Here is a 15,666-nt window from a genome sequence, read left to right on the forward strand (position 1 = left end):
AAACTATTTTAAGAATTATTTGTAAGGAGTGAAGACCTTGAGAGGTAGAGAAGTTTTAAGTGAACTAAATAATGGTTTTTCTAAGATAAAAAATAATTATAAATATATTAAATCTTTGTCAAAGCAGGGGGAAGAGGTCTTAAGTTCTGGTGAATGGCTATTAGATAATATATATCTAGTAGAAAAGGAGTATAAGTCAATAAAGGAAAATATGCCTCATGATTATTTTTATAATTTACCTTATTCAGATAAAAATTTAGATGGTAATGTTCAAAGAATATATTCTTATGCTAAAGAATTTATCAAGAAGTATGAAGGAATAGTTACTGAAGATAAAGCAATAAGCTTTATACAAAGTAAGGACGAAAAGTTTACTATGGGAGAACTTTGGGCATTTCCAATAATGCTACGAATAGCTATTATACTGGAATTATCAGATGTGACTGATATGCTTAAAAATGTTCAAAATGAGAAGAAATTAGGAAAGGATATTGCTTACAATATTATAGATTCTATAAATAAAAATGATTTAGAAAATATATTAGCTTATATTAATGAACATTATGAAAATATAGAAGGATTGTTTAAAGATGAGTTATTAAAAGTATTAAGAGATAATTCTATAGAAGAGAAAAGAGTATATGATTTAATCGAACAAAAATCTAGTGGATCTAGTGATAAGGAATCAGTAAAAAAGTATTTTATAGAAGGAAGCATTGAGCAAAATATAAGTACATATATAAGTGCATTAAGAAGTATAGAGAGTATAAGTTGGAAGAATTTCTTTGATTCTACATCAATAGTAGAAAAAAAGTTGCAAACAGACCCCTATGGAACATATGAAAAAATGGACTTTAAGTCTAAGGATTATTATAGACATAGTATAGAAAAATTAGCTAGAAAGTTTCAGGTAGATGAAATAACATTAACGGAAAAAGCACTTTATCTTGCAACTAGAGCTAAAGAGGAGGGAAAGAGAGCTTATAGGACTCATGTTGGATATTATATTATAGATGATGGAGTTAAAGATATATCAAATGAGTTGAATTTACATGTTAAAGTAAATAATAAGTTTTCAGAAGGGCTATACATTACTATAAACATAGTATGTACCATGATGATTGTTTCATCAATTTTAGCATTCAGTTACATTCTAGGAGCACATTTTTCTACAGGACAACTGATTGTATCTGCTTTACTTATGATAGTTCCAGCTAATGAAATAGTTGTAGCCCTTATTAATTGGTCTGTTAGTAAGTTAAAGCCAATAAGGCATGTTCCTAAGCTAGATTTATCAGAAGGAATTCCAGATAATAAGAAGACAATTATAGTAATACCAGCTATAGTACCTAATGCAAAGAGAACTGAAGAATTAATGAAACAGCTTGAAGTATCTTACCTAGGTAATAAGGATAAAAATTTATACTTTGCTTTGTTAGGAGATTTTAAAGATAGTAAGGTTGAAAAAACTTCAGATGAAGAAGAAATAATAGAAGCTGGATTTAAAGAAGCATTAAGAATGAACAATAAGTATTTTAGTGGCGAAAAGCACTTTTTCTTTTTAAGCAGAAAAAAGATATATAACTCAAAAGAAGGGGTGTATATGGGCAATGAAAGAAAAAGAGGCAAACTTATGGAGTTCATGAACCTTCTTAGAGGGGAAGAGAACCATACTTTCAGTGTAATGAGTAGTTATATAGGAAGCTTAAAGGATATAAAATACATAATTACATTAGATGCAGATACTTTTATGCCAAGAGATTCAGCTATTAAATTAGTTGGAGCTATGAGTCATATTCTTAATAGAGCATGTGTTAAAAATAATTCTGTAAAACATGGATATGGGATTATGCAACCTAAGGTAAGTATATCTTTAGAAAGTAAAGATAAGTCTGATTTCTCTAGAATTTTTGCAGGAGAAGGAGGAATTGATGGATATTCAATTGCTTATTCAGATACATATGAAGATTTATTTGGAGAAGGTAGCTTTACAGGTAAAGGAATAATAGATATAGATGCCTTTAAAGAAGTTCTTGAAGGGGAAATTCCAGATAATACTGTATTAAGTCATGATTTGTTAGAGGGAGCTTATGCAAAGTGTGCTTTAGTTACAGATGTAGAATTTATTGATAATTATCCATCTAGTTACGAATCAAGCTGTAAGAGAATACATAGATGGGTAAGAGGAGATTGGCAAATTTTTAAGTGGCTATTTTCTAAAAAGATATCAGTATTATCTAAGTGGAAGATATTTGATAATTTAAGAAGAAGCTTATTAGCTCCAGTGTTACTTTTATCTATAATATTAAATCTTACATTTTTAAATGGAAGTAATCAGATGACATTTTTATGCTTTTTAGGAGCCATAGTACCATTAGTATTTACAGTAACAGACTTTGTTGTTACTCCTAGGAATATGATTAGGGGTACATTTAAAAGTATGCAACAAATACTCTTAATAATTAGTTTTATACCATATCAAGCTTATCTTATGGTAGATGCTATCATAAGAACTATTTATAGAATGACAATATCTAAAAAACATAGACTACAATGGCAGACAGCAGAAGAGGCAGAAAGAACAACTAATAATTCATTAAGTTCTTACTCAAAGAGAATGTGGTTCTCTATTTTTTGTGGAATATTAGTAGCTGTTTTAGCCATAGATGAAAGATTTTTAATAAGTATAATAAATTTACCTCTAGCTGTTTTATGGATAGTGAGTCCATACATAGCTTACTACATAAGTCTTCCTTTGAAAGAGGAAGTGTTTAAGCTTAAATATGAGGATAAAGAATATTTAAGAGATAATACAAGAAGAATATGGGCATATTATCAGGATTTTGTTAATGAAGAAAATAATTTTCTTGCACCAGATAACTATCAAGAACAACCATATAAAGGTGTGGCCCATAGAACTTCTCCTACTAATATTGGTATGGGGCTAATTAGTAATATTGTAGCCTATGACCTAGGTTATATAACTTTAGGAGAAGTTATTGATAGAATAGAACTAACTTTAGAGGGCATGAAAAAACTAGAAAAATGTGAAGGACATTTTCTTAACTGGTATGATACAAAAAGTTGTGAACCACTATGGCCTAGATATGTTTCCACAGTAGATAGTGGGAACTTATTAGGGTATTTGTGGATTATAAATACAACTTTAGAGGAATATAAAAATAACCCTTTAATAAGAATTCAAGAAATATTAGCATTAAGGGATTCTCTTAAAATAATTGGGATAGAAGGTTTAATTAATAAAGAAGCTTTAAATAAGATGGAAGTAAAAGATTATATTCCAACCTTGGAGAAACTTCTATTGGAATTAGAAGAAATTGATATAGAGAATGAAGAAGATAATGAAAAAATATATTGGATAGGAAAAACAAAAAAAGAAATAAAGTTGAAAATATCATATTATCAATACTTTTTAGATGGAGTAGAAAAATTATTAGATAATAAGTCAATAAAGAAAGCACCATCTATAGAAAGTTTTCTAAATCATTTAGATGAGATTTTAGGTTCCTCTGGAGATGAGTTTAAGGAGGCTATAGAGGATAAGGTAAACAGTTTAAAGGTGCTTAAAGAAAGAATGGATAACATCATGTTAGATATTAATAATATGATGAATGATATGAACTTTAAGTTTTTATACAACAATGAAAGAGGATTGTTTGCTATTGGATATAACTTAGAGGAAAATTCATTGGGAAATTCCTACTATGACTTGTTGGCATCAGAATCAAGGGCTACTTCATTTATTACAATAGCAAGGGGAGAGGTTCCTAGTTCACATTGGTTTAATTTAAGTAGGGCTATGACTAATGCTTTTGGTGGAAAGAGCTTAGTTTCATGGAGTGGAACTATGTTTGAGTATTTCATGCCAGCATTAATAATGAAAAGCTATCCTAATACCTTGCTACAAATGACATATGATTCAGTAATAAAGGCACAGAAAAATTTCACAAAGACAAAAGAAATACCTTGGGGAATTTCAGAGTCAGCATATTATCAATTTGATGTAGCAGATAATTATCAATATAAGGCTTTTGGTGTACCTGGAGTAGGACTTAAAAGAGGGCTAGAAGATGAGTTGGTTATTTCGCCATATTCAACCTTAATGAGTTTACCTTACGCTAAAGAGAGAGGAATAAGTAACCTTAGAGAATTAGAGAAAAAGGGTGCTTATGGTAGATATGGTTTTATTGAAGCTATAGATTATACTCCTAATAGGGTGAGTAAAATGGATAGTGGAGAAGACAATAATGAAAGCAAAGATGTTAGATGTTATATGGTGCATCATTTAGGTATGTCTTTGATGGGGCTAGATAATATTTTAAATAATAACATATTTCAAGAGAGGTTTCATAGAATTCCAGAGGTTAAGGCAACAGAGTTATTACTGAAGGAAAAGATTCCAGAGAAGATTACCTTTGAACATGAACAAGATTTAGCTATAAAGAAGGAAATACTAGAAAGAGAAAACTTTGTACCTAGAATATATGAGGGAATAAAGAGAGAAAATCCAGAGGTGTTACTTTTATCAAATGGAAGTTATTCTACTATGGTAACCCTATCAGGTAGTGGATATGGTAAGAAGGATGGAATGACAGTTTATAGATGGAAGGGAGATAATACTTCAGATAGTAGTGGTATGTTCTTCTATATTAAAAATTTAAATTCTAATGATTATTGGAGTGCAACATATGAGCCATGTAAATATGGTGGAGAAGATTATAATGTAGAATTTACTTTAGATAAAGCAAAATATAGTAGAAGAGATGGATCTATTAAAACAACTATGGAGGTGGTTGTATCTCCTGAGGATGATGTTGAAGTAAGAAAGATTACTTTAAAAAATACAGGAGATAAAGGAAGAAGCATTGAAGTTACAAGTTATATGGAGGTAACCCTTCAATCTTTTGAGGGAGATGCTGTTCATCCAAGTTTCTCAAATTTATTTATAGGAACAGAGTTTAATGATGAAGGAAAATGTCTTTTAGGAAATAGAAGGGCTAGAGTTAAGAATGGTACTGTACCTTATATATTCCACAAGGCTATTACATCATCAGAGATGGAAGGTGCAATTACCTATGAAACATCAAGGGTTAATTTTATAGGTAGAAATAGAGATTTAAGGAATCCTAGTGCAATGGATAATGATTCATCCTTATTAAATACAGTAGGAATAGTCCTTGATCCTATTATGAGCATGAGAGTTAGATTAAGGCTTGAACCAGGGGATGTTAAGGAAGTTTATTATATAACCGGAACAACAAATGATAAAGAAGAAGCTTTAGCTCTTGCAGAAGAATATGGAGAAGTTAGCAAATTAGATAAGGTGTTTAATTCATATAATAAAGCTATTCAACTTGAGTTAAAAGCTTTAGGAATAAAGTCTTCACAAGCAAACATTTATCAAAGCTTAGCTTCATATATACTATTCCTTCACAGTGGTAGAAGAGATAGGGAAGATTACATAAAAAATATTAGTAAACATCAGCAAGATTTATGGGCTTATGGAATATCTGGTGATTTACCTATAGCTATGGCAGTAGTTAAAGGTGAAGAAGATATGGATTTGGTTAGAGGGATGATAAAGATGCATTATTATTGGAAGATGAAAGGTTTAAAAGTAGACTTTCTAATTTACAATGATGAAGAGGCATCTTACGAGCAACCAATGCAAAAGAGTATTATAAGTGCAATAAACTTATCTAAAGAAGGAGACATTCTTAATAAACCAGGTGGAATATTCCTTCATAATAAATCCACTATGGGTGAAGATATAAAAGACTTCATTATAGGAATATCAGCACTATATGTAGATGGTGAAAAGGGCTCTATAATAACTCAAATTAAAGAAGTGGATACAAGTGAAGAGGTTGAATTCTTAAGACATAAGGAATTAGTTGAAAAGAGTAAGATAAATGTACAAATAAATAAAGAAGAAAAAATAGATTATGGTGAAAAAATTCTTAGGAATATAGAAGAACTACCTAAAAATAGCGTTTCTAGAAATGATGATTTAAGTAAAAAATTAGATTTTTGGAATGGATATGGAGGATTTGATCCAGAAGATAAGAGTTATGTTATAAGGCTAAGTGACTATAATAATACTCCTGCTCCATGGATAAATGTAGTTTCAAACGAAGACTTTGGCTTCCATATATCAGAAGTGGGTTCAGGATATACATGGTGTGGAAATAGTAGAGAGAATAAAATAACTCCTTGGAGTAATGACTGGGTAATAGATCCCCCAGGAGAAGCGCTTTATATTAGAGATAATAACAGTGGAGTGTATTTCTCTATAACACCTAAACCAGTTAGAGATGGAGGAGAATATATTATTAAGCACTCTTTTGGATATTCTACATTTACTCATACAGCCTACAACATAAAAGGTGAGATGCAGGTTTTCTGTCCTAAGGGAGAAAAGTTAAAAATACAAAAGGTTATTTTAGAAAATCTATTAGATAAGGAAAGAGAAGTATCAATATACTACTATGCTCAATTAGTATTAGGGGTATTTAATTATGGAAGTGCAAAATATATTTCTACAGAGCTAGAAGAAAATTATATTTGTGGGCAAAATCCATATAGCCAATACTTTGGAAATATGAGAGCTTACTTAACTATTTTAGGTGGAGAAACCTTATCTTTTACAGGTGATAGAAAAGAATTCCTTGGAGTAGGTGAGGATATATCTTCTCCTAATGCTTTAAATTATAAAAACTTATCTAATAAAACAGGAAGTATATATGATCCTTGTTTAGCAACTGAAACTAAGGTTAAATTAGCTCCAAGGGAGAAAAAGGAGATAATTATACTATTTGGTCAAGATGAAAGTAAGGAGAATATATCAAAATTAATAGATAAGTATAAAAATATTGAAGAATGTTACAAAGCCTTAGAGGAAGTAAAACAATATTGGTCAAATTTCCTAGGAAATATACAAGTAGAGACAAAAGATAAGTCTATGGATTATTTGATTAATGGTTGGTTACTATATCAAACTTATAGTTGTAGATATTTAAGTAGAACTGCCTTCTACCAATCAGGAGGAGCCTATGGTTTTAGAGATCAACTTCAAGATTCTATGAATTTAGGAATTGTTAACCCTAATATAGCTAAGGCTCAAATAATAAGGAATGCATCAAGACAATATCTAGAAGGAGACGTACAACATTGGTGGCATCCTGTTGTAAATAGTGGAATAAGAACAAGATTTTCTGATGATTTATTGTGGATGCCATATGCTACAGCTCAATATATAAAAAGAACAGGGGATTATAGCATATTAAATGAAAAAGCCCCTTATCTTGAAGATGAACCACTAAGAGAGGGAGAAGATGAAAGATATACAATTGTAAATAACTCTCCTACTGAAGGTACTGTTTATGAACATTGTATTAGAGCTATAGAAAAAGGATTGAAATTTGGTGAACATAATATACCTTTAATGGGCAGTGGTGATTGGAATGATGGAATGAGCACTGTTGGTAATAAGGGCAAAGGTGAAAGTGTATGGCTTGGATGGTTCCTTTGTGATATATTAAATGACTTCCAAGATATATGTAAATATATGAAGGATGAGGAAAGTCTAAATAGATATTCTGAAATGAAGGAGTTTATTAGAGAAAATATTGAAAAGAATGCTTGGGATGGTGGATGGTACAGAAGAGCATACTTTGATGATGGTACTCCACTTGGCTCAAGAGAAAATGAAGAATGTCAAATAGATTCCTTAGCAGAAAGTTGGTCATTAATTTCAGGTGTAGGTAAAAATGAAAGAGCTGTTGAAGCAATGGAGGCTGTAGATAAGAACCTAGTTAGAGAAGATAAGGGAATGATTCTACTATTAGCACCACCCTTTGAAAAATCATCATTAGAACCTGGATACATTAAAGGTTATGTTGCTGGTGTTAGAGAAAATGGAGGTCAATATACTCATGCAGCAGTATGGGTAATCTTAGCCTTAACTAAACTAGGCTTAGGAGATAAGGCTTGGAAGTATTACAATATGATTAATCCTATTAACCATTCAAAAACTGAACTTGAATGTAGAACATATAAGGTTGAACCATATGTTATGGCAGCTGATGTATACATTAAAGAACCTCACGGTGGAAGAGGAGGCTGGAGTTGGTATACTGGAGCTTCAGGCTGGATGTATAAAGTAGGTATTGAAGATATTTTAGGATTAAAACATGTAGAAGGAAAAGGATATAAGGTAGAACCTTGCGTGCCAGCAGATTGGACTGAATATAATATTAAGATTAATAATGAAAAAGAACATTATGATATTAAGGTTATAAGAGGTAAAGAAAACAAGATAAGAATAGATGGTAAGGAAATGGATATAATCCCTAAAGAGGCAGGCACTTTAAAAATAGAAGTTGAGTTTAAGTAATAAGAGTAATAGAGTAAGGAGAAGCTGCTTTGATGGCTTCTCTTTTCTTTCATTGTTTACAGAGTATAGAAAAATGTGTAAAATATAATTGGTTAGGTGGTGAATTTTGGTGAATAATAGTAAAAAAGGATTAGGAATTATTATTGTATTATTTATTGTCCTAATAGGGGTTTTAACTCTTGGTATTCTTAAAGAAAAGAAAATGCAAAAAGATAGTGAGAGTGTAACTTCAGAATGGGTTGCGTCAAAAGATAACAGTACTAGTAAAGAAGATAAGAAGGAAGAAGAAAAGCCTTCTAATGAAGAGAAAAAAGAAGAGCAAGAAGCACCAAAAGAAGAGTATAAGGGGCTTTATAGCAAATTAAAAAATAAGGCTGATGTAAGAATGCTTGTATTAGGTGATGGATTGGCACTTAGCCAAGGTAGAAATACTACAGCTGGTATTTGGGATAAAGAAATAGCTAATTGGATGACTAATACCTATGGTAGCAAGGTAGAATTAGTTTCTCTTGCAAGGGCTGGTGCAACATCAGGAGTAGGGTATGAAGTTGCTGCAAATAATGATATAAGCAATTACGATTTAATCATTATTTGCTTTGGACAAAATGATAATAATAAGCTAACTAATATTAATACTTTTAATGCTAACTATCAGGGGATAATTAATAAGGTAAAAGAGAAAAATCCCGAGGGTACAATTTTACCTATATTACCAAGTACATTAGTTGCAGATAACGCATATAGAGTTGCTATACAAAATATTTCTGAAAATAACACTCTTAATGCAATTGATGTAAGCAATGAGTTTGCAAATTCTGGTGTAGCAATAAATCAACTTGTAGGTAACGGTGGATTACCAAATGATAAAGGTTATGGATTATATATTAAGGCTGTAACTAAGCATATAGAAAACTCAATGAATTAATTAACTAGGGGGAACAAAGGATGAAGCTATTTGTAACTGATTTAGATGGAACTTTAGTTGAATATAATAATATGACAGATGAAAACCTTGAAGGAATTAAGAAACTAAATATTTCAGGAGAGCTTCTAGCAGTTGCAACAGGTAGAGCTTATAATAGTTGTGCTTTTTTAAAAGACAAGTATGGAATAAAAGCAGATTATCTAATTCTTTTAAATGGTGGATTAATAATAGATAAGGATGGTAAGGTGGTTCATCATAAAGAAATATCTTATAATACAGTAAATAGCATTATAAATGATATAAAAAGTGATGATTCTGTAATATCTGTGGAAACAGGATATACCTCTTATGTAGTTCATGGAAGATATAAAGAAGACATAGATTGGGACGGGTTAGAATATGAAGAGTTAGAAAATATTAAAGACAAAAACCTATCTTTAATTTCTCTTTATTATCCAAAGTCAGATATAGAGGAAGTTGAGAAAATATGTAGATTTATAAATGAAAAATATTCAGATGAAATAGTTGCATATAGAAATACTTGCTTTATTGATGTTGTTCCTAAGGGGTGCTCTAAAGGAGAAGGAGTAAGCTATGTAAAGGAAAGAGAAAACATAGATACTAAAAATACATATGCTATAGGGGATTCTTATAATGATATACCAATGTTTAAAGAAGCAGGAAATAGTTTTACTTTTGAAACATCAGAAGATGGAGTAAAAAAGGAAGTTAAGTATATTGTTAATAGTGTTGCAGAAGCTATAAAAAATTATTGCTTAAAGTAGTATAAAGATAACCAATTTTTATTTGTTGTTTTTTGGAATGATTTTTGATAAAATAGACTATGTTTTTCAAAAATGTAATGGAGGGTTTGATATGCCTGTAAAAATAGCAATACTAGGTGGACCTAGATGTGGAAAGACTACTTTGATGCAACAATTATATGTAGATTTAAAAATTAGAGATATTAATGTAGGTGCAGCTTCAGAATATAGCACCGATTATTTAAGAGATAAAGGTATGATTGAAAATATAGCTGAACAATATGGAATATACTTAGGTCAGCTACAGTTAGAACAAGAGCTAGAACAATTTGATTATGCAATTACAGACTATGCCACTTTTGTACCATATATATATGGAAGATTTATGCTTGGTGATAAAGAAAGAAGCAAGAAAGAAATTGAAATCTTAAAGGATTTATATGTTCTTGCATTAAGAGATTTACCTAAGTATGACTATGTATTCTTTGTTCCAAGAGAATTTGGTTACACAAAGGATGGAGTAAGATGGCAGAATGAAGAAATGGCATCTGCTGTAGATAATGCAATACTTAACTTTTTACAATCAGAAAATGTTAAGTATGATGTTATAACTGGCAACACAAAAGAAAGAGCAGAAGCAATATTAAAGAAAATTAATTTAGAATAATCAAGTGAATAAAGATAATAGATATAATAAAGATGTTGATGAAACTCCAATTTGTAGTGGAGTTTCTTTTATATTAAAAAAGAATCTCGGCATAAGCCGAGATCTTTCCTTATCCTTTTTATCTCTATTAACTAGGTTATCTTTTTTATCTTATCCTAGTCTTCATAGTTATGATTATCATCTATTATATCGTCACCTTCATCAAAAAGACTTTCTGTATAATCAAATTCTTGCCATGCTATATTATTTACAGCTATATCATCAACGGCAGGATTAGGAAGAGGTGTTGAATCTCCATTAGGAGCATAGCTTCTTATCTCATCTTCAGTTGGATGATAGTCTGTTCTTACTTTAGGCAAATATGCTTTTTTCTTGCTCATAAAGTATCCCTCCTTAAATTTATATATATAGTTTTACCGTAAGGAGAGAAAAAAATGCAGTTAAATATTTAAAATCTTTTTATATATTACATCTGCTATTCCATTTTCTTCATTAGAAAGAGTAACATAATCAGCCTTTGACTGTACATAGTTAGAAGCATTGCCCATAGCAACACCAAGCCCGGCAAATTGAAGCATGTCTATATCATTTTCTCCATCACCAAAAGCTATCACTTCAGTTTGTGAAATACCTAGGTGACTGCATAAAGCTTTTAGAGCACTAGATTTACTACAATTTTTGTTCATAAATTCAAAAATGAATGAAACTGTTCTTAATGCATTATATCTTTCAAAGTATTCCTTAGGAATCTTTTTAACTGCCTCATCTAGCTTTTCTTTTTCACCCAAAATCATTGCTTTTATAATAAAATCATTATCATTTATATCATTTTCTATATTCATAATTTTAACATCTATATTATTATGCAAAGTTTCAGCTTCAGTATATTTATTCTCTTTGGGTGCAATGCAGCACTCATCAGTAAAACCATGAAATTCAACACCTAAAGATTTAGAAAGCTTATAAATATCTTTAAAATCCTTTCCTGTTAACCCGTTTCTAACTATGGGTTTTAAAGTTTTTGTATTATAAATAGAAGAACCATTATAAGCAATAACATATTCATCATCATTTATTAAATCTAACTCTTCTAAATAATTCATAACTCCCTGAATAGGTCTTCCAGTAGTAATAACTATTTTTATTCCTTTTTCTTTAGCTAGATTAATAGCTTTTTTTGTTTCTTGTGATATTGTATTATCACTTTTTAATAAAGTTCCATCCATATCAAGAGCAATTAATTTATACATAAGAACCTCCCAAAACCAACAAATTCTATGTCTATTATACAGTAAAATGTGGTATAATCTAAAGATGTGTAAAAATATACTTAATGTTAATATAGAGGAGGCATAAGCTTTGGCTGATTATATAAATGAGATTAACAAAAGAAGAACCTTTGCAATTATTTCTCACCCAGATGCAGGTAAGACTACACTTACAGAAAAGTTCTTATTATATGGAGGAGCTATAAGACTCGCAGGTTCTGTTAAAGCAAGAAAAGCATCTAAGCATGCTGTGTCAGACTGGATGGAAATAGAAAAGCAAAGAGGTATTTCTGTTACATCATCTGTTATGCAATTTAATTATGGTGGACATTGTATAAACATACTAGATACTCCTGGACACCAAGACTTCTCAGAAGATACATATAGAACACTTATGGCAGCAGATTCAGCAGTAATGGTTGTTGATGCAGCAAAAGGTGTAGAAGATCAAACAAGAAAGTTATTCCAAGTTTGTTCTTTAAGAGAGATGCCTATTTTCACATTTGTAAATAAGATGGATAGAGAAGCCAGAGATCCATTTGAATTATTAGAAGAAATAGAAAATGAATTAGGTATAAAGACATACCCAATGAACTGGCCTATAGGCTCAGGTAAAGACTTTAAGGGGGTATATGAAAGAGACAATAAAAGAATCATTGCTTTTAATGGTGGGGATCACGGACAAACAGAAGTAGAAGCTATTGAAGGTAATGTAGAAGATGATAAATTCAGAGAAATTTTAGGAGAAGCTCTTCATGATAAGTTAATGGAAGATATAGAACTTTTAGATATTGCTGGAGATGATTTTGATATAGAAAAGGTTAGAAGTGGAGAATTAACTCCTGTATTCTTTGGATCAGCATTAACTAACTTTGGTGTAGAACCATTCTTAGAACATTTCTTAGAAATGACTACATCACCACTATCAAGAAATTCAGATATAGGAGAAATTGACCCATTTGATGATAAATTCTCTGCATTTGTATTCAAGATACAAGCTAATATGAACAAGGCTCATAGAGATAGAATTGCATTTATGAGAATTTGTTCAGGTAAGTTTGAAAAAGGTATGGAAGTTATGCACATGCAAGGTGGTAAAAAAATCAAGCTTGCTCAACCTCAACAATTTATGGCTCAAGATAGAGAAATAGTTGAAGAGGCATATGCTGGGGATATTATAGGGGTATTTGACCCGGGTATATTTGCAATTGGTGATACTTTATGCTCCCCATCAAAGAAGTTCAAGTTTGAAGGTATTCCAGCCTTTGCTCCAGAACACTTTGCAAGAGTAAGACCAGTAGACACTATGAAGAGAAAACAATTCATAAAAGGTGTTACTCAAATAGCCCAAGAAGGAGCAATTCAAGTATTTAAAGAACTTCACATAGGAATGGAAGAAATAATAGTTGGAGTTGTTGGTGTACTTCAATTTGAAGTTTTAGAATACAGACTTAAGAGTGAATATAATACAGACATTAAGATGGAAAGACTTCCTTATAGATATGTAAGATGGATTGAAAACAAGGATTTAGATCCAGATACTTTAAATCTTACTTCAGATACTAAAAAGGTTAAAGACTTTAAGGATAGAAACCTTCTTATATTCCAAAATGACTGGGGAATATCATGGGCTTTAGATCATAATAAAGGAATTGTTCTTTCAGGTGTAGGAAAAACTGAATAATTATTGTATAAACAGTATTATAAAATTACCCAAATAATATTTATGAATTTATGGAGGATTTTAAGTTATGCAACCTTTAGTTAGTGTAGTAATGTCTGTATATAACGGTGAAAAATATTTGAATGAATCTATTGAAAGTATTTTAAATCAAAGTTATAAAAATATTGAATTTATTATAATTAATGATGGATGTACAGATAAGAGCTTTAGTATAATGCAAGAATATTATTCAAATGACCATAGAATCAAAATTATAGACAATAAGGAGAATAAGGGGTTAATATACTCTTTAAATAGAGGGATAAGTGAAGCAAAAGGGAAATATATTGCAAGAATGGATGCAGATGATATTGCTTTATATGATAGAATTGAAAAACAAGTTGCATATATGGAAGAAAACCTAGATGTTGCATTGTTAGGTACGGCAGTTAATATGTTTTTAGATGGGTCGGCGGTAAAAAAGAAAATTAACGTTCTGACTAGTAATGGTCAATTAATTGCAAATAGTATATTTGAAAATTCTTTTCAACATCCAACAGTTATTATGAGAAGTGATATAATTAAAAAAGATAATTTAGAATATGAATATAAGGATAAATACGCAGAGGATTATGGTCTGTGGAACAGAATGCTTTTAAAATATAAAGTAGCAAATTTAGATGAGGCGTTGTTAAACTATAGAGTTGTTAAAACTAGTGCTACTAGAACTGCAAATAGAAATTTAGAACAAAGAAAACAAGTGTTTAAAAGTATATATAAAGACTATTTAGGAAAATTCGATTTTTATCCTACGGAAAAAGAACTTGATATGCATTTTGAAATTTCAATGGTACAAAATATGATGGATTTATCATATACATTAGATGAAAAGAAAGAATATTTGGAGAAGCTGATTAATTATATTAATATAGATTGTATATTTAGTATTTGCGCTCAAAAGTATTTGAAAAATTGTATTTATCAAGGTAAATATAGTGACTATGTGAATAGTATATTTTTTGAACAATATACTGTGAAAAAGATCGAATTTATAAAACAAAAGGGTATTGAATTTGTAAAAAGAATAATTAAAAAAGGATATAAATAAAAAGGATGCAGAGAGAGCAATGTAAAATAAAACTCTCTGCATCCTTTTTTTGTGATTTATACTATCTTCTTAAAGTTGATTTGTTACATAATAGTAATAATACCTTATAGCGTCATCTACTATTTCTCCAACAGGCATATTAACATCTAGACTAAAGCCCTTTAATTCATTTAACATTTTTACAGTTGATTTTCTAAGGGCGTAACTTCTCTTGCAATCAAAGGGTTCCCTATCATTGTTAATTACTCCTACAGTAAAGTTGTTAAAAACAGTATCATTTCTAGATTTATAAGATATGGATTTTTCTTTCAATTGATTAGTAGTGTTCTTTTCGGTTTCGTTTGAAGATAGTTTATCATCATCAGGCTCTTGAAAGTTAAAAGTCATAACGGTTCTTGCAGTTGGATCTCTAAAAATTTTTTCCTCCTGATCCCAAACATCATCTAATATTTCTACATCCTCAGAACAAATATCACTGTTCTGTTTTTTCTTTGCCATTTCACCACTCCTTTTGGAAAATATTTACAATATAATTATAATAAATAATATGTCTTATAACAATAAAATTATTTATTTAATAAAAGAATATTTATTCTTTTAAAATATTAATAATAAAAATAATATTTTAAAAATAAATAACTTTGGGAGGTGTAAAAAATCAGTCATTAGAAATTTTTAAAATGAAAAAAGAAATGTTAATGTGGGAGCTATAGTTTTAAAAGAGCTATCCTAATAATTTGTTTTTAAATTCAAATCCTAGTTAGCCATTAAATTTAAATCAATTGGAATTTGCTTTTGAAATTTTATAAGAGTCTATGAAAAAATATAAATGAATATACGTTTTTAAGATTGGCC

General features: G+C 30.1%; 9 protein-coding genes. 6 read left to right on the plus strand and 3 right to left on the minus strand.

Annotated elements, in window-relative coordinates:
- The first annotated feature begins 37 nt into the window (after positions 1-37).
- The 4 genes from DR024_RS00690 to DR024_RS00705 all read left to right on the plus strand — a co-directional run bounded on the left by DR024_RS00690 (position 38) and on the right by DR024_RS00705 (position 10,772).
- The gene (locus tag DR024_RS00690) at positions 38-8,416 is read left to right on the plus strand and encodes a glycoside hydrolase family 94 protein (RefSeq protein ID WP_242983069.1); all 8,379 of its coding nucleotides are present in this window, start codon (positions 38-40) and stop codon (positions 8,414-8,416) included.
- A 109-nt stretch (positions 8,417-8,525) separates the two neighbouring features.
- Positions 8,526-9,341 carry an SGNH/GDSL hydrolase family protein gene (locus DR024_RS00695; RefSeq protein WP_099313529.1) on the plus strand — a complete coding sequence of 272 codons (816 nt, stop codon included), beginning with the start codon at positions 8,526-8,528 and terminating at the stop codon, positions 9,339-9,341.
- Positions 9,342-9,361: 20 nt separating this feature from the next.
- Complete coding sequence (locus DR024_RS00700) at positions 9,362-10,126, plus strand: HAD-IIB family hydrolase (protein WP_099313530.1); 765 nt, start codon at positions 9,362-9,364, stop codon at positions 10,124-10,126.
- A 91-nt stretch (positions 10,127-10,217) separates the two neighbouring features.
- Positions 10,218-10,772, plus strand: coding sequence for an AAA family ATPase (locus DR024_RS00705; protein ID WP_099313531.1), 555 nt, complete (start codon positions 10,218-10,220; stop codon positions 10,770-10,772).
- Between the two features lie 155 nt (positions 10,773-10,927).
- Here the strand turns inward: DR024_RS00705 and DR024_RS00710 are convergent, their stop codons facing one another.
- Both DR024_RS00710 and DR024_RS00715 read right to left on the minus strand, forming a co-directional pair.
- The gene (locus tag DR024_RS00710) at positions 10,928-11,152 is read right to left on the minus strand and encodes a hypothetical protein (RefSeq protein WP_027097196.1); all 225 of its coding nucleotides are present in this window, start codon (positions 11,150-11,152) and stop codon (positions 10,928-10,930) included.
- Between the two features lie 60 nt (positions 11,153-11,212).
- Positions 11,213-12,022, minus strand: coding sequence for a Cof-type HAD-IIB family hydrolase (locus DR024_RS00715; protein WP_099313532.1), 810 nt, complete (start codon positions 12,020-12,022; stop codon positions 11,213-11,215).
- A 109-nt stretch (positions 12,023-12,131) separates the two neighbouring features.
- Here DR024_RS00715 and DR024_RS00720 point away from each other — a divergent pair, with 109 nt between their 5' ends.
- Entirely contained in the window at positions 12,132-13,724 is a 1,593-nt protein-coding gene (locus DR024_RS00720; RefSeq protein WP_099313533.1) for a peptide chain release factor 3, read from the plus strand.
- A gap of 67 nt (positions 13,725-13,791) precedes the next feature.
- Positions 13,792-14,811 carry a glycosyltransferase family 2 protein gene (locus tag DR024_RS00725; RefSeq protein ID WP_099313534.1) on the plus strand — a complete coding sequence of 340 codons (1,020 nt, stop codon included), beginning with the start codon at positions 13,792-13,794 and terminating at the stop codon, positions 14,809-14,811.
- A 69-nt stretch (positions 14,812-14,880) separates the two neighbouring features.
- Here DR024_RS00725 and DR024_RS00730 read toward each other — a convergent pair whose 3' ends face one another.
- The gene (locus DR024_RS00730) at positions 14,881-15,309 is read right to left on the minus strand and encodes a hypothetical protein (RefSeq protein WP_099313535.1); all 429 of its coding nucleotides are present in this window, start codon (positions 15,307-15,309) and stop codon (positions 14,881-14,883) included.
- Positions 15,310-15,666 lie beyond the last annotated feature (357 nt).

Origin of the sequence: Clostridium paraputrificum (assembly GCF_900447045.1) — a bacterium.
Lineage (GTDB): Bacteria > Bacillota > Clostridia > Clostridiales > Clostridiaceae > Clostridium > Clostridium paraputrificum.